18 protein-coding genes are annotated in these 21,366 nt (G+C 72.0%); 9 read left to right on the top strand and 9 right to left on the bottom strand.

Features of this window, described 5'->3' with window-relative positions; translation table 11 throughout:
- The first annotated feature begins 180 nt into the window (after positions 1-180).
- Positions 181-963: an AfsR/SARP family transcriptional regulator gene (locus SNR22_RS00495; protein WP_320064191.1), complete on the top strand. Its 783-nt coding sequence runs from the start codon at positions 181-183 to the stop codon at positions 961-963.
- A gap of 13 nt (positions 964-976) precedes the next feature.
- On the opposite strand, the gene SNR22_RS00490 is transcribed toward SNR22_RS00495, so the two are convergent.
- Entirely contained in the window at positions 977-3,058 is a 2,082-nt protein-coding gene (locus SNR22_RS00490; protein WP_320064190.1) for a tetratricopeptide repeat protein, read from the bottom strand.
- Between the two features lie 14 nt (positions 3,059-3,072).
- Complete coding sequence (locus SNR22_RS00485; RefSeq protein WP_320064189.1) at positions 3,073-4,284, bottom strand: hypothetical protein; 1,212 nt, start codon at positions 4,282-4,284, stop codon at positions 3,073-3,075.
- A 476-nt stretch (positions 4,285-4,760) separates the two neighbouring features.
- Here SNR22_RS00485 and SNR22_RS00480 point away from each other — a divergent pair, with 476 nt between their 5' ends.
- From SNR22_RS00480 to SNR22_RS00460, 5 genes are all read left to right on the top strand, one after another.
- Entirely contained in the window at positions 4,761-6,950 is a 2,190-nt protein-coding gene (locus SNR22_RS00480) for an EAL domain-containing protein (RefSeq protein WP_320064187.1), read from the top strand.
- Positions 6,947-7,078, top strand: coding sequence for a hypothetical protein (locus SNR22_RS00475; protein WP_320064186.1), 132 nt, complete (start codon positions 6,947-6,949; stop codon positions 7,076-7,078). The genes SNR22_RS00480 and SNR22_RS00475 overlap by 4 nt, the downstream gene beginning before the upstream one ends.
- Positions 7,079-7,174: 96 nt before the next feature.
- Entirely contained in the window at positions 7,175-7,783 is a 609-nt protein-coding gene (locus tag SNR22_RS00470; RefSeq protein ID WP_320064184.1) for a hypothetical protein, read from the top strand.
- Positions 7,784-8,009: 226 nt separating this feature from the next.
- Positions 8,010-8,246 (top strand): ribonuclease domain-containing protein, encoded by a 237-nt coding sequence (locus tag SNR22_RS00465; RefSeq protein ID WP_320064183.1) that lies wholly within the window; start codon positions 8,010-8,012, stop codon positions 8,244-8,246.
- Positions 8,243-8,662: a barstar family protein gene (locus SNR22_RS00460; RefSeq protein ID WP_320064182.1), complete on the top strand. Its 420-nt coding sequence runs from the start codon at positions 8,243-8,245 to the stop codon at positions 8,660-8,662. The genes SNR22_RS00465 and SNR22_RS00460 overlap by 4 nt, the downstream gene beginning before the upstream one ends.
- 83 nt (positions 8,663-8,745) lie before the next feature.
- Here SNR22_RS00460 and SNR22_RS00455 read toward each other — a convergent pair whose 3' ends face one another.
- Positions 8,746-9,507: an HD domain-containing protein gene (locus SNR22_RS00455; RefSeq protein ID WP_320064180.1), complete on the bottom strand. Its 762-nt coding sequence runs from the start codon at positions 9,505-9,507 to the stop codon at positions 8,746-8,748.
- A 182-nt stretch (positions 9,508-9,689) separates the two neighbouring features.
- Between SNR22_RS00455 and SNR22_RS00450 the strand changes: the two genes are divergently transcribed.
- Entirely contained in the window at positions 9,690-10,307 is a 618-nt protein-coding gene (locus SNR22_RS00450; protein WP_320064178.1) for a DedA family protein, read from the top strand.
- Between the two features lie 23 nt (positions 10,308-10,330).
- Here SNR22_RS00450 and SNR22_RS00445 read toward each other — a convergent pair whose 3' ends face one another.
- The 6 genes from SNR22_RS00445 to SNR22_RS00420 form a co-directional block, all read right to left on the bottom strand.
- The gene (locus SNR22_RS00445) at positions 10,331-11,683 is read right to left on the bottom strand and encodes a pectate lyase (RefSeq protein ID WP_320064177.1); all 1,353 of its coding nucleotides are present in this window, start codon (positions 11,681-11,683) and stop codon (positions 10,331-10,333) included.
- Between the two features lie 70 nt (positions 11,684-11,753).
- Positions 11,754-12,995 carry a Gfo/Idh/MocA family protein gene (locus SNR22_RS00440; RefSeq protein ID WP_320064175.1) on the bottom strand — a complete coding sequence of 414 codons (1,242 nt, stop codon included), beginning with the start codon at positions 12,993-12,995 and terminating at the stop codon, positions 11,754-11,756.
- Entirely contained in the window at positions 12,992-14,482 is a 1,491-nt protein-coding gene (locus SNR22_RS00435) for a mannitol dehydrogenase family protein (protein WP_320064174.1), read from the bottom strand. Before SNR22_RS00435 ends, SNR22_RS00440 begins: the two co-directional genes overlap by 4 nt.
- Positions 14,473-15,777 (bottom strand): enolase C-terminal domain-like protein, encoded by a 1,305-nt coding sequence (locus SNR22_RS00430; protein WP_320064173.1) that lies wholly within the window; start codon positions 15,775-15,777, stop codon positions 14,473-14,475. Before SNR22_RS00430 ends, SNR22_RS00435 begins: the two co-directional genes overlap by 10 nt.
- On the bottom strand, positions 15,774-17,204 hold the full coding sequence (gene uxaC / locus SNR22_RS00425) for a glucuronate isomerase (RefSeq protein WP_320064172.1): 1,431 nt from the start codon (positions 17,202-17,204) through the stop codon (positions 15,774-15,776). The genes SNR22_RS00430 and uxaC overlap by 4 nt, the downstream gene beginning before the upstream one ends.
- A gap of 104 nt (positions 17,205-17,308) precedes the next feature.
- Positions 17,309-18,637, bottom strand: coding sequence for a Gfo/Idh/MocA family oxidoreductase (locus tag SNR22_RS00420; protein WP_320064171.1), 1,329 nt, complete (start codon positions 18,635-18,637; stop codon positions 17,309-17,311).
- Positions 18,638-18,875: 238 nt separating this feature from the next.
- On the opposite strand from SNR22_RS00420, the gene SNR22_RS00415 reads away from it, so the two are divergent.
- Together SNR22_RS00415 and SNR22_RS00410 are read left to right on the top strand one after the other, a co-directional pair.
- A complete protein-coding gene (locus tag SNR22_RS00415; RefSeq protein WP_320064170.1) occupies positions 18,876-20,000 on the top strand; it encodes a LacI family DNA-binding transcriptional regulator in 1,125 nt (374 codons plus the stop codon).
- Positions 20,001-20,019: 19 nt separating this feature from the next.
- On the top strand, positions 20,020-21,360 hold the full coding sequence (locus SNR22_RS00410) for an extracellular solute-binding protein (protein WP_320064168.1): 1,341 nt from the start codon (positions 20,020-20,022) through the stop codon (positions 21,358-21,360).
- The last annotated feature ends 6 nt before the right edge of the window (positions 21,361-21,366 follow it).

Below are 21,366 nucleotides of genomic sequence, written 5' to 3'. Positions count from 1 at the left end.
GGCGGATCGGGAGGCACATCGGTGCACACATCGGTCGATGGGCCAACGATTCCTGATTTGTGGCTAAAGGACCCGTCGAGGCGGTTGAGCGAGACCTCGTAGACGTTCGTTTCCGAATGGTGACCGGAATGGGCCGGTCAAATTTCGCCGCCGGTCTCAGGAAGCCGGTAACGTACTTTCATGCGTCAATATGTGAGAGTGGTCGGCGGGCTGGGTCACGCGGTGCGCTACCGGGTGCTGGACGCCGTCGCGGTACGGGGCACCGACGGCACCTGGCGCGAAGCGCCGACCGCCAAGCAGCGCACCCTGCTGGCGAGCCTGCTGTTGCGCGGCAACGAGTGGGTCGCCGTCGGCCGGCTGATAGAGATGGTCTGGGGCGGGCACCCGCCGCGCTCGGCGCCGGGGAACCTGAAGACCTACGTGTGGCGGCTGCGTTCCCTGTTGGTGCAGGCCGGACAGGGCGGTGACCGGCTGGAGAGCCGGCCCGGCGGGTATCGGCTGGTCGTTGAGCCCGGCGAGTTGGACCTGTACGTCTTCCAGGAACTGGCCGACCGGGGCCGACGGGCGCTGGCAGCCGGGGACGCGACCGAGGCCGGCCGACTGCTCACCACCGCGCTGTCGCTGTGGCCGGCCGAGTCGGTCGACACCAGCCCGGAGATGCTGCCCGAAACGGACAGGGATCACCTGCGTGAGCTGCTGCGCGGCACCCAGGCCGCCCTGGTCGAGGCGGAACTGGCGGCGGGCCGTCCGGACAGCACGATCACCCTGCTCCGGCGCCTCGTGGCCGACCAGCCACTGGTCGAGCAGTGGTGGGCGATGCTGATCCGGGCACTCGCCCTGGCCGGTCGGCGGGCCGAGGCGATCATCGCGTATCAGCGGGTGTGCCGGCTGCTCGACCGTGAGTTGGGACTGACCCCCGGAGCGCTGCTGCGCGACGCGTACGGGCGGGTCCTCGTCGGTTGACCGGGCGGGCCGATCACCGGCCACCGGCCCCCGCCAGGGCCCGGCCGCATTCGGCCCGCTCCCGGCGGATATCCGCGTCGGCCGGGTCCAGCTCGGCAGCCCGGGTCAGGTCGGCCAGTGCCTCGTCGTACCGGCCCAGCGCCCGGTACGCGGTGGCCCGGTTGTACCGCAGCGCCGCGTCGTCGCCAACGGTCAGCGCCCGGTCCAGGTGGTCGACGGCGGCCCGCAGATCCCCTGCGTCAAAGGCCAGGGCGGCCAGACCGGACCAGGCAGCGGTCACATCCGGGTCGGCCTCCAGCGCCCGGCGGTACGACTGCTCTGCCTCGGCGGCCCGGCCCTCCTCGGCCTGCACCTGACCGAGCAGGCACAACAGGTGCGGGTTGGCCCGGTCGAGGGCCAGACCGGCGGCCAGGTCGGCGCGCAGCGCCGGTGCGTCGTCCAGGGCGGCGTAGAGGCCGGCCCGATTGACCAGCGCATCCGCATTGGTCGGATCAAGCTCCAGCACGTAGCCCAGGTCGGCCAGCGCGGCGTCCAGGTCACCCAGGCCGGCCAGCACGTCGGCGCGGTTGTAGTGCGCCTCCGGGAACGGCGGGCTGAGCCGGATCGCTTCGGCGTAGCCGGCCAGTGCCTCGTCGTCGCGGCCCAGCCGGTGCAGCAGGTTCGCCCGGTCGAAGTGGTACTCCGGATAGTTGGGGTCGTCCGCGATCACCGCGGTGAAGTCGGCCAGTGCCTCGTCGAGCCGGCCCAGCGCGGCCAGCACCTGGGCCCGGTTGTGCAGCAGCACCGAGCGGTGCAGCCGGTGCTCGTCAGCGCCGAGTTCCCGGTCGAGATGGTCCAGGCCCTCGCAGACCAGGCGCAGTGCGCCCGGCAGGTTGCCCAGGTGCATCTCGATAAGGGCCAACCCGTTCTGCTGGAAGACCGTGGAGAAGCTGCGGTCGGCGCCCTCCGGCTGAAGGCTGGCGATCGCGATGGCCTGGTTGATCCAGGCCCGGGCGCGGACGTGATCGCGGTGTTCGCGCTCCCGGTGCCTGGTGTGGATCATCGCGGTGGCGTAAGCGGCCTGGCGGTGAATGATCGGATTGACACTCAGCGCGCGGGCCTCGTCGTACAGCGCCTCGGCCTCCTCGGGACGACCCAGTGCCGACAGCGACGTGGTCATCTTCGTGGTGAACGCCCACCACGGGCCCTCCTGGGCGGCCCGGTCGACCACCGCCCGGCCACGCCGGCCAAGGTCCAGGGTGGCATGGTAGAAACCCATGTCCACGCAGTAGTTCAGCGCCTCCAGCAGCGCCTTGGCCCCCGTCACCGCCGGGTCACCGGCGCGCTCCAGGTGGTGTGGCACCGCACCCAGCCGAGGCGAGCGCAGCCCCGTGTCGAGCAGTTCCTCGGCCCGTTGGGCGTGTAGTCGACACCGGGTGTCCGGGTCCAGCTCGGCATAGGCGGCTAGCAACGCCGGATCGTCGGTGCAGCAGTCGGAGGCGACGTACGCCCGGGCCGGATCAGCCGGGAGTCGGCCGGGGTGGGGCACCGGCGGCGCTTCGCGCCGCTGCGCGTACCGGTCGAGGCCGGCGGCCAGGTCCTCGTCGAGCGGCCCGCTGCCGGTGCCGACGACCACGGTGAGCAGCTCGGGGTCGAGCCGGCGCAGCAGGACCAAGACGAACTCGGCATCGGTCGGGTCGGCTTCGTCCAGGCGGTCCAGGACCAGGGTGCGGCGCGGGCCGCCCAGCGCGCGGACGTAGTCGCGGAGCAGCTCGGCGAGGCCGTGCGACAGCCGTAGCGTGCGGACCCGGGAGTAGAACCGGGTCCGTTCGGCCGGCACCGCCAAGGAGGTGAGCGTCTCCCGCGACGCGGGCACCAGCGGCCGCAGGTCCGGGGCGACCGACAGCACTTCGATGTCGTGCCTGCGCACCAGGTCCGGCATGGTCGCCAGCAGGTCCGGCATCAGCGCGGTGAAGAGCGTGTTCGTTGCGGTGTAGGGGCCGTACCGGCGCCGGTGGGCGTCGACCGGCTCCGCGAGCGGCACGCTCGTCAGGGCGCGGGCGGCCGCGAGGCGCTGGTGCGCGTGCTCGCCGGTGATCCACAGGTGCTGCGCCATCGTGTGCGCTCCTCTCACTGGGCCAGGTGACGGACGCCGGCAGCGGCGCGTCGTTGCCGGCGGTTACGCAGCATCAGCACGCCGACCAGGACGAACTGACCGACCGTGACGGTAAGGAAAATCAGCGAATCGGCGATCGCGGCGCCGCCGTGGCCGGCGTGCACCAGCCGGGTGCCGGCCATGCCGATGGTGCGCACCGTGGCCGGGATCACCGCTACCACCAGCACGCCGAGCGAGACCGCGTATCCGACCAGGAGGAGCCACGAGTACCAGCGGGCCACCTCGCGGTCGCGCGGATGCAGCCCGGACTCGTCGACCGGGGGGCGCCCGACCAGCCGACGCGTCCGGTTGGTGAGCACCCGACGGGCCGCTGCCTGCAGGTCGTGGCAGCCGAGCACGGTGGTCACCACCCCGTACAGGTCGGTGCGCAGGTAGAAGGCGAACTGCCAGGCGAAGCGGAGCACGGTCAGGAAGGCCAGCGCCAGGCAGAAACCGCCCAGCGGAGACGGCGTGCCGTCTGGGCGCAGGGTGGCCGCGGCGGCCAGCGTGAGCACCGAGAACAGCAGCAGATCGGCCAGCATGCCGGCGAGCATCGGCAGGTAGCGCTGCCGGCGCGGCACCACGACCAGACCGTCCAGGCTGGTCTCGAAGGTGAGGAAGTGTAGCCGGTGGCTGATCCGCAGGGTGGAGCGCAGGCCCAGCCGGCGCCCGGCCAGGGCGTGGAAGCTCTCGTGGACCAGGATCAGCGGTATCTGGCCGAGGAAGACGGTCAGCGCCAGGGCCGTGACGTAGTCCGTGTAGAACAGATTGTCGATGTGCGGTACCAGCCGCGGCCGGGTCGCCATCGCGGCCACCGCGCCGGCCAGCAGCAACGCGTACAGGATCCAGGCGGGCGGGGCGAACAGCCAGCGACCCAGCCGCTGCCAGCGCAACGGCGCGGCGGTGGCGGCCGGCTGGTCGTCGCCGACCAGGAAGTCCAGTTCCGACAGGACGCCCAGGAACTCGGCCAGGTCGACCTGTTCGCCGTAGGTCTCGGCGTACCAGTCCGCGGCCTCGGCCGGTGGCATTCCGTCGGCGATCCGGCGCAGCAGCTCGGCGCCGTCGGGCGGGAAGACCCCGAACGAGTCGACGTCGGTGCGCCCGACCACGACGTCGTCCCCGTCGGGCAGGTAGGTCAGCGGATGCACGCGCAGCGGCAGGAGCAGCGTGGATGGTACGGGCGACATGGCGGCCTTCCCCGGCGGTGGGGCCGGGGCCCGGACCGTTGTGTCGCCAACGGTCCAGGCCCCGGTGTGCGGTCCTGCCGGCTCAGAACGGCCAGCAGAGCGGGTTGTCGTAGAACGTGGCGGCGGTGGTCAGCCGGACGGTGCCAGGCTTGCGGACGACGATCTTCTTCACGGTTCCTCCTCCCGGGGGTGTCAGGTGGTTGCCGCAGAACCTGCCACCCGCTGGTCCATTCGCCGTCCACCGTCGGTGTTCCGGCCGGTCACCGTCGGTGCGGACGGCGGCCCGCGCACCGAGGTGGCGATGGGCGATCAGGGAATCCGCGTCGGCACGCGATTGCTGCCCGGCGGATTCCCAGAATGACGGGTATCTGACGCGGCGGTCGAATCAATGCCGCTGTAGGAGCCGTTAGCCTGGCCCGAGCGCTGCGCTGATTTCGTGACGTGATCGCGAGCGGATCATCGTATGGGGGTTCTGGATGGCGCCGAGCCGGCGGCGGGCGGTTCTGATCGGAGTCAACCAGGGCGGGAGCGATGTTCAATTGCCCGCCCTGCGATATGCGGAAAGCGATGTCGAGGCGATCCGAGCGGTGCTGCTCGACCGGAAGATCGGCACCTTCGAAGATGTGGACATCAGAACGTACGTCGGCGCGGAGGCGACCTGGCGTGAGATCAAGGCCGGGCTCCGCAAGATGACGTTGGACTCCGGCCCGGCCGACGTGCTGCTCGTGTACTTCGCCGGCCATGCCCTGGTGCCCGAGTGGAGCACCCAACTCGATGCCTACCTCGTCACGGCTGACCTCGATCCGGACGCCCTTCGCCTGGAGCCGGAGAACGGCCTGCGGATGGCCTTCCTCAAGCGGGACGTCTTCGAGTCCTTCGCCGGCACCTCCTTCCTCATCCTCGACTGCTGCCACACCAGGACCTATCCGGACGCCGATCTGCGCCACGCCGAGGCATTGCAGGCCTACCGCACCCGGGTCGACCGGCACAGCGCGCTGCTGGCCTACCGCAACGATGCGGCGGCCCGGGAAAACGAGGAGTACGGGCACGGCGTGCTGACCCACCACCTGCTCAGTGCTCTTCGCGGTGGGGCTGCGGACGACAGGGGTCGGGTGTCGTTCGGTCAGATGGCCGCGTTCGTGGCCGAGCAGGGGCTCGAACCACCGCCGGTCCAGCTCGTCCAGAGGTGGGGGCCGACCACCGTGCTGGTCCAACCGCCGACTTCGCGGCACGAGCGTCGGTTGCAGAGTTCACCCGCCAACCCCAGCACCACCCGGCCCTGCAAGAGCCCACTCGAGGACCAGTCGAGCTCGATCGTGCAGCTGCTCGGTCGGGTCTTCCGCTCCGAGACCCACCCGATGCGGGCGTCCCCGCAGCGCGGGCACGTCGAGCGGGTGGAGATCGTCCGGCACGCGCTGGCCGCCGGCTCCGTGGCCGTGGTGGAGTTCTCCGGCTCGGCCATCCGGGTGGCCGACTCCACCGCCCGCTTCGACAAGGAGGAGCTTCGGCCGCTGCTGGAACTGAGCGCCGCCGACGCGATCCGGCACCGCACGTCGATGCCCGGGCACATCGTTTCGAACGACGCCGGCCTGCGGATGCTCTGCGTTCCGCTCTCCTACGAGGACGATCGCATCCTCACGTTGACCGTCGTAGACCCCGCCGTTGCGCTGCTCGACATGGGCGAGCCGCTCGCCGTCATGCTCCGGGCCCTGTGGGACTCGGACCTTCTCGGCGATCCGCTGCAGGCCGAGATGCAGGTGGTAACCGCCCTGCGCGCCGCCTTCGGCCGGCTGCCACTGAACCTGTACGAGTACGCCTTCAGCCTCTACCAGAAGCTGGTCGACTCCATGATCATGGTGTTCCAGCCCGTGGTGGAGCTGGACCTGCGCCCGGCCGGAGTGAGCATCCACAGCTTCGAGGCCCTCGCGCGCCGCAGCGACAAGGAGCTTCGCGCGCCACTCGCCGCGCTGCAGATGGCGTACGTCTGGGGTGACCGCTTCATCGTCGAGCGTGACTCGCTGCTGCTCGCCAAGTCGATCCGCTCGTACGCCACCGCGGACGCGGACGCCCCGTGGCACGGCACCAAGCCACTGTCGGTGAACGTCGCGGTCCGCTCACTGCTCAGCGACTCGTACCTCAACCAGGTGAGCAGGGTGCTCACCGAGGCTGCCATGCATCCGCGAACGCTCACGCTGGAGATCTCCGAGCAGGACGCGATCGAGCCCGGCCCGGGTGAGCGCTGGTCGCAGGAACCGCTGCTCTACTTCCACCGGCGGCTCACCGAGCTGGCCCGGGAGCTTCGGATCAGCTTCGCCGTCGACGACTTCGGCGTCGGGTACGCCTCACTGGCCCGGATGGCGGAGCTGCCACTGACCCAGATCAAGGTCGACCGGGCGGTGCTGCACCATCCGATGGCGTTGGAGGAACTCGCGCTGGTGGCACGGGTGTCCCGGCACGCGAGCGACCTCGGGCACGCCCCCACGCCACGAGCCGTCATCGTGGAAGGGTTCGACGACATGGCACCGGTGACCCTCAAGCAGATCTACGACCTGGGAATCCACCACGTGCAGGGATTCTTCAGCGGTGCCGTCGCGTCGACGTCGCTGCAACCACTGAATCAGGCTGCCTGCGAGCGGATCGCGGGCCTGGTGAGAGGCGAGGAGTGACCATTGTCGAGTTGCTGCTGTCGGCCGAGGTCTGGGATACCTCCGGCGGCTCCTCGACGAGCAGGACTGACGCCTATTCGAGGTGCCGGATTGATCGGATCAAGATTCGCGGGGTCGTGCTGATTTGACCCGCCGCCGTTTGTCGGGAAAGCATTCTCGTCATCGACCGACGTCGGCGAAGACCGGCATTGGAGCCACCCAGACCCACCTCGACAGAGGAGCGCGTGGCGGAATCGGTACCGAGACCCCGTCAGGACGAGGGACGATTGCTGTCCCGGTCGTATCGCATCGTCAACGTGGGTCACGGCGGATACGCATTCACCGATCTTCGTGATACTGCGCTCGGCGGTGTGCAGAACCGGCAGTTTCGCCTTTTCACGCCGGTCAAACGAGAGTGGATGCGCCTGCCCACCTCCCTTCCGGAGTTCTTCGCCCTCCGGCATGTGGCCAACCTGTCGGACAGCCCGCTCACGGTCGCGGCCGAACTCGGCGGGCACTGGAATAAACACAACCTCGCCGCCATCACTCACGTCGCGGCCTGCAACTTCCGTTGTTCCTACTGCTACGTCGACTTCGGTCACCTCTCCGGCGCCGACAGTTTCGTCGCCACCGCTGCGGCCGTCGTGGACGAGTTCGAGCGTGTCATGCGTTTCGTCACCGTTCAATCACCGACAGGGCGGGTGCCCACCCACGACGTCGACGGCCAGTGGCTCAACCGCACCTGGCGTCCGCAGCTCACCGACCTGCGCCTGGGCTGGGAGAGCTACGGCGAGGGCTCGGACACCCTCTGGTTCGACGACGTCGCGGTCGGCCCCGGCCGAATCGGGTGTTGACGGATCGCGTGCCGTACCCGCGGTGGTGACCGGCGCGGGTCGGGCGGCCCCGGACGGGGGCGCCCGACCTGCCTCGTCCGATCCGCACCGAGCAGGATCTCGCCCGGGCATGCGGATCTGTTTCGTCCGCACCCCTGGCCAGAACGGGCTGTTGCGCCGACACTGTTCCCCAGTAGGGACTTCATTTGCATCGATATGTTTGGTGTGACCGTGATGGGGAGGAACCGTGACCGACCCGACGGTGCCGACCACGACGAGCGGCGGCCGCTCGGGATGGGCCGCCAAGGGTTTCCCGACCAGCCGGGCCTGGTACTCGTGGAGCGGCGGGCTCTCCAACTTCGCCGGCGGCCGGTTCTACAACTATGAGGGCCAGCTTCCCACCGGAGCCACCTACTACGAGTACGACGTCTACCCGCGGGCCTCCGGCGCTTCGCGCGACCCGCGCCGGGGGAGAACACCATGACCGACGGGCATCCGCCGCAGTTGCCGCCGTGGCTGGTCATCACGGCCGCGCCGGCCGCCGCCGCGACCCATAGCCCGGGGGAGGCGGTGCTCGCAGCGGGAGCCGCCCGCACCCGGGCCGCCCTGTTCGGGGCGCTGGTGCGGGTCCTCGGCCTGCCCGGGTACGTCGGGCGCAACTGGGACGCGCTCGCCGAGAGCCTCTGCGACCGGCTCGACTCCGGTCCGCTGACCCTGGTGGTCGATGACGCCATGCAGTTGCTCGCCGACGAGCCCGCAGGACACCTCGGCCTGCTGTTGACGCTGCTCGGCGACGCCGACGCCGACGCCCCGCACCCGCTGCGGGTGGTGCTGCGCGACGCTTCCGCCCGGGTGCCGGCCCTGCGCCGTCGGGCCGCCGGCGCGCTGCCCCGCCGCTGACCGCCCGACGTCAGCCGCCCGACGTCAGCCGCCCGGAGATAGTCACGGCAGGAGGCGGGTGGCAGGAGGCCTGCGGCGTGGTCTCAGGTGACGTTCACCGGCTCGTCGAGGATCGCGCTGAAGCGTTCCTCGGCGAGGTCGAGCTGGCTGAAGATGTGCGCCTTCACCGCCGGTGCGAGCGGGGTGTCGGGTCGGGCGATCAGCTCCCGGAGGACCGGCACGAGCGGACGGTACTTCGTCGCCGACGAGTACACCTTGGGGCCGACGGTGTGGATCACTCCGACCCCGTTGTCGGTGAAGTCGGAGACCTTGATGACCCGGGCCCACGGCTCCCGGTCCAGGCTGGCCGCAACGTGCTCCCGGTACTGCACGTGCCGGTCGCGGTCCGGATCGTACGTCGGGTTGGTGACTGCGGCGACCAGGCGCGCGACCCGCGGGCCGAACCGCGTGGCGAGCACCGCCAGCGCCGCGGAGGTGGGGTCGCCGACAGCCGTCGACGCCGGGTCGTCGCCCGTCGCCGACCAGGCCGGGCCCGCCAGCTCCGCCGGATGGTCCTCCACCGCGTCGTGCAGCAGGCCGGCGACGATCACGTCCACGTCGCGTACCTGGTAGTGGTGCATCATCCGGATCGCCACCCGCAGCAGATGGTTGAGGTACGGCTCGCGGACCCGCCGGTCGTCGCAGTGCAGCTCGGCGGCGAGGTCGAGGGCGGCGGTGAGTCGGGCCCGCGCGTCGGGGTCGAATGCGCGGATCTCCAACCGGAACCGCTCCCGCAGGCCGGGTTCGCCGTGGATCTCGGTGATCGCGTGCATCGGCATTGAGGCCAGGTACGGCGGGAAGTCCATGGGTCACTTATAGCTGATCTTCACCGTCCGTCGGGTCCCGTCGTCGGGGTTGTGACGGCAACGACGTGGATCAGGAACCGCCCGGCACCCCCTTGACCCGGTCCCCCTCCGAGGTGGCGGGCGCGGGCTGGTGGTCCACGGAACGGTGGTCGGTGCCGCCGGCAGCCGGGGACAATAGCCGGATGGACCGGGTGCTGGCACTGCTGGTGGCGTTGCCCCCCGCATTGGTGCTCACCCTGGTCTTTCTGCTGCCCGCGCTGGAGGCGTCCACCTTCCTCGGGCTGGTCGTGCCGGGGGAGGCCGCGGTGCTGATCGGTGGCGTGGTCGCGCACTCGGGGCGGCTGCCGTTGTGGGCGGTGGCGGCTGTGGCGGTGGCCGGCGCGGCGCTGGGTGACCAAGCCGGCTACCTGCTCGGCCGCCGGTACGGCCGCCGGCTGCTGTCCCGCGCGCCCCGCCGGCTGGTCCGCTCGGGGGAGCTGCGGCGCGCGCTGGACCTGGTCCGCCGCCGGGGCGCGGTGGCGGTGATACTCGGCCGCTGGGTGGCGGCGTTGCGTGCCCTCATCCCGGGGATCGCCGGGCTCAGCGGGATGCCGCGGGGCGTGTTCACCCTGGCCAACATCTGCGGCGGAGTGCTCTGGGCGGTGCTCGTGGCGGTGCTCGGCTACCTCGCGGGCGCTTCGTACCGGCTGCTGGAGCGCCGCCTCGGCCTCGGCGGGGAGGCGCTGCTGGCTGTGGTCGTGCTGCTGGTGGCGGCCCGGCTCTGGCGACATCGCCGGGCCGCCCGCCGGGACGCCGCATGACGATGCGGCAGGCCCGGACGTGTCTACAGCGGCAGGCGGTTCGCCCCGGCGAGCGCGCCGACCACGAGCGGGACCAGCGGCGCGGGTAGCACCGGCCCGCCGCGCAGGGCCGGCGTCCAGCCGGCGTCGGTGCCCAGGTCGGGATCGTGGGTCGCGTTGTACGCCGCCACCAGGTCGACCGGGCCGGCCCCGTCGCCATCGACGCGGACCCAGTTGCCGCGGGTGGTGACGGCGGTGCCGCCCCAGTCGTACAGCAGGTCGTCGGCGGCGATGCCGGCGCCGAGGGCGAAGTAGTTGTTCTCCACGTACCCGGCGGACTGCACCCCGACGCCGATGGCGTACTCGAAGTCCTCGCCGGCCAGCCGGTACCAGTTGTTGTAGACGTCGACCTGGCCGAACCGGATCCGGGGCAGCCGCTGCAGCACCCGGTCGAACAGGTTGTGGCGCAGGGTCACCCTGAGCCGACCGACGTCCGGCCCGACCGTGTTGGACGAGCCGATCAGCATCAGCTTGTCCCGCCCGACGAAGCGGTTGTACGAAGCGGTGACCAGGTCGGCGGTGTGGGTGACGTCCAGCGACCCGTCGTGCACCTGGTACGGCCGGCCGAAGTACGTCGGCTGGGCGCTGTCCGGATTGTCGCCGTCGGTGAAGGTGTTGTGGTCGATCCAGACGTGCTCGCTGCGCCGCACCGAGACCTGGTCGTACTGGGAGTTCCAGTTGCCGGCAGCCCCGTCCGTCGGCGACCACGCCGGGAAGCAGTCCCGGGCGTCGTCGAAGGTCAGGTTCCGCACGATGACGTTGTCGGCGGTGTCGATCATCATGGTCAGGCCGGTCAGCGTCGCCCCGCGCAGTCCGACGATGGTGGTGTTCGGGCCGACGTTGATCTGGGTCTGCCGGGTCTGGTTGGCCACCGAGCGCACCCGGGCGGCCTCCAGCGCACCGGTCGGCGGGACCATGCCCCAGCCGGCGGGGTCGTACGCGGCCAGGTAGGCCGGCAGGGAGTACTCCGGGTCGGCCAGGTCGGCGCAGCCCAGCAGGCCGCCGTCGGCGGTGGCGAACCCGTCGATGACACCGTCGACGACGATCACCTTGGGGGTGGCGTTGGTCCGGTTGGTGGCGTTGTCGCCGCCCAGGGCGCGGACCAGGTCGGCCCGGCTGCGGACCAGGTGGAGCTGGTCGGCGGCGGCTGTCGAGCCGCCGGTGGTGCCGGTGCCGTCGGCCGCCCAGCCGTCGCCGGACGGCAGGGCCTGGCGGGCGAACCGTTCGACGGGGCGGGGCACCGGGGCGGTGGCGTCGGGGGCGGCCGACGCCGCCGCGCCCGGTACGACCAGCAGGAAAAGGGCGACCAGGGCCGCCCCGAGAACACGGGGACTCATCAGGGACCCTCCGAAGTGATCCGTCGTCTGCGAGCGTGTTTTCTGTGGCCCGTTGACCGGGCAGGGAACCTCAACCGCCTTCCTCGTCTGTCAGGTCGGTGCGCACCGGCGGCACCGCCCACGGCACCGCCAGCTCCGAGGGCAGCGCGCCGGACTCGGCCGCCCGCCGCAGCGCCCCGTTGACGCCCTGGACGGTCAACACCCGGTCCGGCCCCTGACCAACCACGATCACCAGGTCGCCGCCGAGCAGCGTCGGCTCGGGCGCGGCCCCGATCGCCTCCAGCACGGCCGTGAACGGTGCGGTGCGCGCCAGTGGGACGATCAGCGGAGTACCGGCCGGGTCGGCGCGGTGATCCAGCAGGTTCTCCAGCAGGCCGCGCCGCCCCGGCACCGTGCGGGGCATGTCGTCGCCGGGCAGGAGCAGCCGGTCGGTCGGGTACTCCAGCACCGCCCGCCCGCCGGTGCCGGTCACGATCACCTCGCCGGGGATGAATTCCTCGCCGGCCAGGGTCACCGCGGCCACGATCGGCGGCCCGGCGCGCGGGACGACCCGCAGGGCCGCCGTGTCGTCCACCTCGATGGGGCGGACCCGGTAGCGCTCCAGCTCGATCGCCGCCGGTCGCACCGGCGTGCCGGCGACTGCCTCGGCCACCGCGAGGCACTGCATCACCGCGTGGGCGAGCGGGTTGGCCAGCGCCCCGTCGAGCACCGGTCGGCCGTTCAGGGTGTGCCGGCCGGCCCAGGGGGCCCGGGCGTAGTAGCCGTCCGAGCGCTGCCAGGCGGCGACCGTCGCGATGCCGGTGATCCGGCCGAGCCGCCCGCCCGTCACCGCCGCCGTCAGCGCGGCCAGCGCCGCCGAGCCGAGGGCCTGGAAGCCGACCTGGCAGGCCCGGCCGGTCCTGGTCAGCGCGGCGGCCAGCGTCCGGTGCTCGGCCGTGGAGAGCACCGGGGGCTTCTCCAGCAGCAGGTCCGCCCCGGTGGCCAGCACGTCCAGCGCGATCGGCAGGTGGGTGTGCGGCGGCGTGCAGACCACCACCACGTCCGGCCTGGTCTCGGCGAGCATCCGCGCGTGGTCGGTGAAGACCGCCGCGTCCGCCGGCAGCGGCGCGCCGGGTTCGTCCTCGAGCGGGCGTACGTCGACCAGGGCGACCAGGCGCACCCGGCCGGCGGCGTGCAGCGGCGCGATTGCCCGGCGGTGCCAGCGGCCGTGCCCGTTCGCCCCGATCAGCGCCACCCGGGGTGGGCCACCGGCCGCCGCGTCGCCGGACCGGGCCGCGTCGGCCGGGGAGGCACCGGGGCGCTCGTCGCTCATGCCGCACCGGCCAGCGTCGCGGCCACCCCGTGCCGGTCCAGGGCGGTCAGCCAGTCGGTGACGTCGGTGCGGACCTCGTCGTCGGCCGCCACCTCGGCGGGGAAGACCTCGCGCAGCCCGAACAGCGCGTCGACCGTCCCGGCCGGAGTGCCGCCGGCGGTGGCCAGCGCACCCCGGATCCGCTCGGCGAGGGGATCGACCAGCGGCAGCGCGCTGCCGTCGTCGGCGTGCCCGCCGGCGAACCTCGCCCACGCGGCGACCACCAGCGCCGACCAGCGGGCCGACCGGCCGGCCGCGCGCAGGTCGGCGATGGTGTGCAGGATTCGCTGGGGCAGCTTCTGCGAGCCGTCCATGGCGACCTGGAGGGTGCGGTGCCGGATCGCCGGGTTGGCGAAGCGGCCCAGCACCTCGTCGCCGTAGTCGACCACCGACACCCCGGCCGGCGGGGTGAAGCTGAGCGCCACCTCCTCGGCGACCAGCCGGCGCAGCGCCCCGCTCAGGCCGGGAATCCCCAGCGCGTCGGCGACGGTCTCCCGGCCGGCGAGGGCACCCAGGTAGGCAGTGGCCGAGTGCAGCCCGTTGAGGCCGCGCAGCTTCAGCCGCTCCCACGGTCCGGCGTCGTCGGTGAGCACCGCACCCGCCCGCTCCCACGCCGGCCGGCCGCCGGGGAAGGCGTCCTCGATCACCCACTGGGTGTACGGCTCGGCGGACACCGCGGCCAGGTCGACGCAGTTGAGCGCGTGGCGGGCCACGGCGAAGGTGTCCGCCGTGCTGGCCGGCACGATCCGGTCCACCATGGTCCCGGGAAAGGTGACGTTCGCGGCGACCCAGTCGAGCACCCGCCCCGACACGCCGGAGCGGGCCAGCGACTGCTCGACCAGGCCGCGCAGCCGGACCCCGTTCGATGGCAGGTTGTCGCAGCTGACCAGCGCGATCGACCCGGCGTCGGCCGCCGCGCGGGCGGTCAGCCCGCGGACCAGCATGCCGGGCACCGTGCCCGGCGGGCCGTCGCCGGCCAGGTCGGCGGCGAGCGCCAGGTCCGGGCGCAGCCGGCCGGTGACCGGGTCGAGTTGGTACGCCTTCTCCGTCACGGTCAGCGTGACCACCCGGATCGCCGGATCGGCGAGCAGCGCCACGATCCCCGCCGGGTCGCTCGCGGCGTGCCGGACCCCGGCCAGCGACCCGATCACCCGGGTGCTGTCGCCGGTGGCGGCCCGGGTGGTCACGCTGAACAGGTTGTCCTGCGCGGCGAGCGCCTCGACCAGTTCGGTGCTGCGCGGGGCGACCCCGATGATGCCCCAGTCCCCGCCCGCCGCACCGATCGCGACCTCGGTGTAGACGGCCTGGTGGGCGCGGTGGAACGCGCCCAACCCCAGGTGCGCGATCCCGGCCGGCACGGTGCCGGGGCGCAGCAGCGGCCGGCTGGCCTCGGGCAGCCGACGCAGCGCGGCCAGCCCGAGCCGGGACGCCTCCACGGTCACCGCCATGCCGGGCCGTCCGGGAAGCCGAACTCGGCGATCGACTCCGGACGCATGGTGGCGCTGTAGCCGGGGGCCTCGGGCAGCAGGTACCGCCCGCCCCGGGTGCGCACCGGGTCGACGAAGTGCTCGTGCAGGTGGTCGACGTACTCGACCATTCGGCCCTCCAGGCCGGTGCCGACCCGCAGGAAGTCGAAGATCGCCAGGTGTTGCACGTACTCGCAGAGGCCGACGCCGCCGGCGTGCGGGCAGATCGGCACCCCGAACTTCGCCGCCATGACGATCTCGGAGAGCACCTCGTTGACCCCGCCGACCCGGCAGGCGTCGATCTGCATCACCCCGATCGCCTCGGCCTGGAGCAGCTGTTTGAAGATGACCCGGTTGGCGGCGACCTCCCCGGTGGCGACCCGGCACCGCCCGCCGGTCAGCTCGGTCACCGCCCGGGCGATCCGGGCGTGGCCGAGAATGTCGTCGGCGTGCGTGGGCTCCTCGATCCAGTACGGGTCGGCGTCGGCCAGCGCGGTCATGTTCGTGATCGCCTCGTCGACGTCCCAGACCTGGTTGGCGTCCATCATCAGCAGCGCGTCCGGGCCGATCTCGGAGCGGATGATCCGCGCCCGGCGCAGGTCGTCCGCGGGCGGGCCGCCGACCTTCATCTTCATCGCCCGCCACCCCTGCGCGTACGCCTCGCGGGTCAGCGCCCGGACCTTGTCGTCGGGGTAGCCCAACCAGCCGACCGAGGTGGTGTACGACGGGAACCCGTCGCGCTCCAGCAGGGCGAGCCGGTCGGCCATCCCGTCGCGGCCCCGGTCCAGGATGGCGGCGGCCTCATCCGGGGTGAGCGCGTCGGTGATGTGGTGGAAGTCGATGCTTGCCACCAGCTCCTCGGTGGGCAGCTCGGCCAGGAACCGCCACATCGGCGTGCCGGCGAGCTTGGCCCGCAGGTCCCACACGGCGTTGACCAGCGCGCCGGTGGCCATGTGGATGACGCCCTTCTCCGGGCCCAGCCAGCGCAGCTGCGCGTCGGCGCTGAGCGAGCGCCAGAACGCCACCGGCTCGGCGACGATCTCCTCGACCGTCCTGCCCCGGACGTGGTGGGCCAGGGCGCGCACGGCCGCACAGGTGATCTCGTTGCCCCGGCCGTTGGTGAAGGTGAACCCGGCGCCCACCGTCGCGGCGTCGGTACCCAGCTCGACGTACGTCGCCGAGTAGTCGCCCCGGTTGATCGCGTCCGAGCCGTCGCCGGCCGCCGCGGTCGGGAATCGTACGTCGTGCACGTCGACGGAGGTGATGGTGACACTCATAGGGCTTCCCCGATCTTGAAGATCCGCTTCGGCAGGCGGTACGCGAGGTCGACGATGGTCTCGGCGGCCTCGTCCTCGGTCAGCCGGTGCTCGGCGACCAGTCGGGCGAGGAAGCCGGCGTCGACCCGGCGGGCCACGTCGTGGCGTACCGGGATGGAGCAGAACGCCCGGGTGTCGTCGACGAACCCGGCGGTGTTGTAGAACCCGGCGGTCTCGGTGACCGCCTCCCGGAACCGGCGCAGCACCTCGGGGGAGTCCAGGAACCACCAGGGCGCGCCGAGGTAGAGGGCCGGGTAGCCGCCCGCGAGGGGGGCCAACTCGCGGGTGAAGGTGTACTCGTCGAGGGTGTAGACCACCACCCGCAGCCGGGGGTCGTTGCCGTAGGCGTCGAGCAGCGGAGTGAGCGCGTGCAGGTACTCGGTGGCCTGCGGGATGTCCCCGCCGACGTCGCGGCCGTGCCTGGCGTACAGCCGGCGGTTGTGGTTGCGCACCGAGCCGGGGTGCAGCTGCATCACCAGGCCGTCGTCGAGCGACATTCTGGCGAACTCCAGCAGCATGTGCGCCCGGAATGCCTCCGCGTCGGCGGCATCGGCCTCCCCGCGCCGGCCTCGTTCGTACAGCGCCGCCGCCTCCGATTCGCTCAGGTTCAGGGTGCGGGCGGTCGGGTGGCCGTGGTCGGAGGAGGTGGCGCCGGCCGCGATGAACGCCTCCCGCCGCCGCCGCAGGGCGGCCAGGAACCCGGTGTACGAGCCGGTGTCCTCGCCGGATACCTCGGCGAGGCGCTCGACGTTGGTGGCCCAGTTGTCGAACTCCATGTCGACCACGTTGTCCGGCCGGAACGTGGTGACCACCTTGCCGCCGGGGCCGCCCCAGCCGTCGGCGGCCAGCTTGGCGTGCTGGGCCAGGTCGTCCAGGGGGGACTCGGTGGTGGCCAGCACCTCGATGCGGAACCGGTCGAACAGCGCCCGGGGCCGGAACTCCGGCTCAACGAGCCGGGCCGCCAGCTCGTCGTAGACGGCGTCGGCGGTGGCCGGGGAGAGCGGGGTCCGCACCCCGAAGACCTCGGTGAGGGTCTGCTCCAGCCACAGCCGGGACGGGGTGCCCCGGAACAGGTGCCAGCCGTCGACGAAGCGCCGCCAGATCGTCCGCCCGTCGGTCTCCACCGGGCTTCCGTCCACCGTCGGGACGCCCAGCTCCGCCGGGGGCACGCCCTGGCTGAGCAGCATCCGGGTCAGGTAGTGGTCGGGCACGATGATCAGCCGGGACGGGTCCGGGAAGGGCCGGTCCTCGGCCAGCAGCGCCGGGTCGATGTGCCCGTGCGGCGAGATGATCGGTTGCTCCGCCGCCTGCGCGTACAACTGCCGGGCCAGCGCGCGCAGGCCCGGGTCGGCGGGGAGGAGCAGGTCGGGTCGGGAGGTGGTCGGCACGTCGGACGGCTCCTCAGGTGCGGTCGGTGCGGCGGGGGTCGGACCGCCCGGGGTCGGCCGGTGCCGCCCGGCTCCGGCGGGGCGAGCGCCTCGGGCGCGGTCGGTCAGGGCAGGGGGAGCAGGTCGGCGACCCGGACGGCCTGGCCGGTTTCGAAGGACCGGTTGGCGGCCAGGCCGGTGAGCAGGGCGAGGGCGCCGTCGCGGGCGCCGGCGGCCCGGTGCAGCGGGTCCGCCGCACCGCCGAAGAGCACCTTCGTCATCCGGGCGTCCGCGCCGCCGTGGCCGTGCCGGGTGTACCCCTCGACCTCGACCTGCCGAGGCGGCGACCAGAACGGGCGCAGGGTGAGGGTGGCCGAGCCGCCCTCGGCGGCGGCCTCGTCGCCGTGCAGGGTGGCGCCCTTGAGCGCCCCGGCGGCCCGCGGGCTGACGAAGTCGCTCTCCACGACCTCCAGTTCGAGGCGGCCCCGACTGCCGTTGACCATCACCCGGTAGCCCTCCCAGGGTGCGTACGCGGTGAGGTGGTAGGTCATCGTCGCGCCGGTGGAGTAGCGGGCCAGCACCGCCATGTCGTCCTCGATGGTGACGCCGGGGGCGAAGACGTTGCGGTCGCGGTGGTAGCCGTCGGCGGCCTCGGCGTCGAGGTAGAGCTCGCGCAGCCGCGGGTGCTCGGCCATCCGCAGCGCGAACGGGTCGTCGTCGGCGGCCGGTGCGCCGTGCGCCCGGTCGTAGTCGCGGGCGTAGCCGTGCCGGCTGCCGGCGTCGCCGTAGAAGAAGAGCCGGCCGGCGGCGTAGACCTCGACGGGGGTGGCGTCGAGCCACCAGTTGACCAGGTCGAAGTGGTGGCTGGCCTTGTGCACCATCAGCCCGCCGGAGTTCGCCTTGTCCCGGTGCCAGCGGCGGAAGTAGTCCGCGCCGTGGCGCACGTCGAGCAGCCACTCGAAGTGCACCGAGCCGATCTCGCCCACCGCCCCGTCGGCGAGCAGCCGGCGTAGCTGTTCGTGCAGCGGGTTGTAGCGGTAGTTGAAGGCGACGGTGACGCTGCGGCCGGTCTCGGCGACGGCGTCCAGGATCCGCCGGCAGCGCGGCGCGTCGACGGTCATCGGCTTCTCCGACACCACGTCGCAGCCGGCCCGCAGCGCGGCGACGATGTACTCGTCGTGGGTGGCGTCGACGCTGGTGACGAGCACCGTGTCGACGTGTTCCTTGCCCAGCATGGCGGCGAACTCGTCGGCCCGGTACGTCGGCACGGCCCGGTGGCCGAGCTCGACCAGCCAGCGGTTGTGGGCGTCCATCCGGGCCTGGTTGACGTCGGCGAACGCGACCAGTTCGGCGGTGTCGGGGTGGTCGGTGACCAGGGACCGGACGAACATCTCGGCCCGGGCGCCGGTGCCGACCACCGCGTGCCGTGCCCGTGCACCGGATCTCGAAGACATCGCGTCGGCCTCCCCGCTTCACTGCAAACGTTTGCAGTGAAGAAACCACGATCGATCGCGATGAGTCAACGATGGAAACAAAAGGCGCGCGCTTCGTCCGGGTTTATATCTTCTTGAGCGCATGAAAGGTGCCTCCTCGACGCCTGGCCGTCATCTTTGAGCGTTGACAGTGGAGCAACCGTTTGCATTAATTGTCGGCACCCGCCGTGACCGCAGCCACACCGACGAGAGGGCCGCCGTGCCAGTCACCATCAGGGACGTCGCGCGGGCCTCGGGCGTGCACATCTCGACGGTCTCCCGCACGTTCTCGGCACCGCACCTGGTCAACCCGGAGACCCGGGTCCGGGTGCTGGCCTGCGCGGAGGACCTGGGCTATCGGCCCAACCGCGCCGCGCGGGCCCTGATCACCGGTCGCACCCACAACATCGGGCTGATCATCGCCGACATCGCCAACCCGTTCTTCCCGCCGCTGATCAAGGCGGCGGAGGGGCAGGCCCGGCAGCGCGACTACCACGTCTTCGTCGCCGACACCAACGAGGACCCGGTGGCCGAGGAGGAGCTGGTCCACGCCCTCGCCAAGCAGGTCGACGGGGTGCTGCTGTGCAGCCCCCGGATGAGCAACACCCTGATCGAGCAGCTCAGCCGCGAGGTCCCGCTGGTGGTGATCAACCGTCAGGTGGCCGGATTGCCCTGCGTGATGATGGACGTCGGGCAGGGTGCTCGCGCCGCGGTCGAGCACCTGGTCGGCCTCGGTCACACCGCAATCGCCCTACTCAGCGGGCCGCGCGGCTCCTGGACCAGCCGGGAGATCCGCCGCTCGGCAGCCGCCGCCGCCCGCGCCGGCGGGGCGGAGCTGACCGTGCTCGGCCCCAACCCGCCCACCGAGCACGGCGGCGGGGCGCTGGCCGAACAGGTCCAGCGCGCTGGAGCCACCGCCGTGCTCGCCTACAACGACCTGATGGCGATCGGGCTGATCGAGGGGCTCGACGCCCTCGGGGTCCGGGTGCCGCAGGACGTCAGCGTCGTCGGCATCGACGACATCGCCCTGAGCCGGCTCACCCGGCCCAAGTTGACGACGGTGGCCACGCCCACCGCGGCCGCCGGTCGGACGGCCGTCGACATGCTGCTGCAACTGGAGACCGACGCGCCGCGGGGACCGCGGGGCGCCGGTCGGGACGCGGCAGCCGGCGCTCGTCGCACCACCGCACAGGTAATGCTCCAGACCGAATTGGTCATCCGCGACTCCACCGGAGGAGTTCCGTCCTCCGGCAGCCCCGGTGCCGAACGTGTCGGCCCGGGCCCGCATCGCCTTGCGGACCCGGGCCGCCCGACCGCGGCCACCGGTGGCGCCGTCGCCTCCTAATGCCAAGGAGTGAGCGCACATGCACCCCGCCACGCCCCCCACCGCCGGCGCACCCGCCGGGCGTTCCCACCGTACCGCCCGCCGTAATCTGCTGCGCGGGCTCGTCGCCCTCGCCGTCGCTGCCCCGCTGGCCCTGGGCGCTGCCGCCTGCGGCAGCGACGACGCCAGCGACGCCCCGAACGCCCCCGTCAAGCTCTCCATCTTCTGGTGGGGCGGCGACGCGCGGGGCAAGCTGACCGAGGACGCCCTCGCCCTCTACAGCAAGAAGCACCCGAACGTCACATTCGAGAAGACCTGGCAGGCCAACCAGGGCTACTTCGACAAGCTCGCCACCCTCACCGCCGGGGGCAACCCGCCGGACATCTTCCAGATCGACGACAACGCCCTCGCCGAGTACGCGGCCCGCAACACCACCCTCGACCTGACCGGTTTCAAGGACTCCGGCAAGCTCGACGTGTCGAAGTTCCCCAAGAGCCTGTGGCAATACGGCGTGGTCGACGGCAAACTCGCCGGGCTGGCCGCCGGTGAGAACACCCAGGGCCTGGTCTACAACAAGACCCTGCTGACCTCCAACGGCCTTCCGGAGCCGACCAGCGGGATGAGCTGGGAGGAGCACATCGCCTGGGCCGAGCAGGTCGCGAAGAAGGCAGGGGTTCCCGGCACGATGGACCCCAGCGCCGACTACAAGGCGTTCTGGGTCTGGCTGCGCCAGCAGGGCAAGGACCTGTACAAGGGCAAGGAGATCGGCTTCACCGCCGAGGATGTCACCAGGTGGTTCGAGCTGTGGAAGGGCGCCCGGGACCGGGGCGCCACCCCGACCCCGGACGTGATCCACGAGGGCAACGCCACCGACATCACCAAGCAGTTGGTGGTCACCGGCAAGGCGGGCACCTCCTGGGTCTGGGTCAACCAGATGCCGGAGCTGAAGAAGAACACCAAGGATGAGCTGGGCGTCGTGGCGTACCCGGGTGACCCGAGCGCCCAGTGGGCCCGCGCCTCGATGTACTGGTCGGCGTTCAAGGGCACCAAGTACCGGGACGTCGCGGTCGACGTGCTCAACTTCCTGGTCAACGACCCGGAGGCAGCCAAGATCCTCGGTACCGACCGGGGCCTGCCGTCCAACCTGGACCTGCGCCGGGTGGTCAGCGACGACATCACCGATCCGGCGATGAAGCAGTCCATCGCCGTGGAGACCGAGCTGGCCCAGAAGTTCGGCGAGTCGCCGCAGGTGCCCATCAAGGGCCACAGCAAGGTCCGCGCCGAACTGATCAAGGCGGCGGAGAACGCCCAGTACGGCCGGGCCACCCCGGCCGAGGCAGCGGCGCAGTTCCTCGCCGCCTGCAAGTCCGCCATCGTCTGAGCCGCC

The sequence above is a fragment of the Micromonospora sp. RTGN7 genome, assembly GCF_033804645.1.
In the GTDB taxonomy this organism is placed as follows: Bacteria; Actinomycetota; Actinomycetes; order Mycobacteriales; family Micromonosporaceae; genus Micromonospora.
This window is presented reverse-complemented; position numbering and strand designations above follow the sequence as displayed.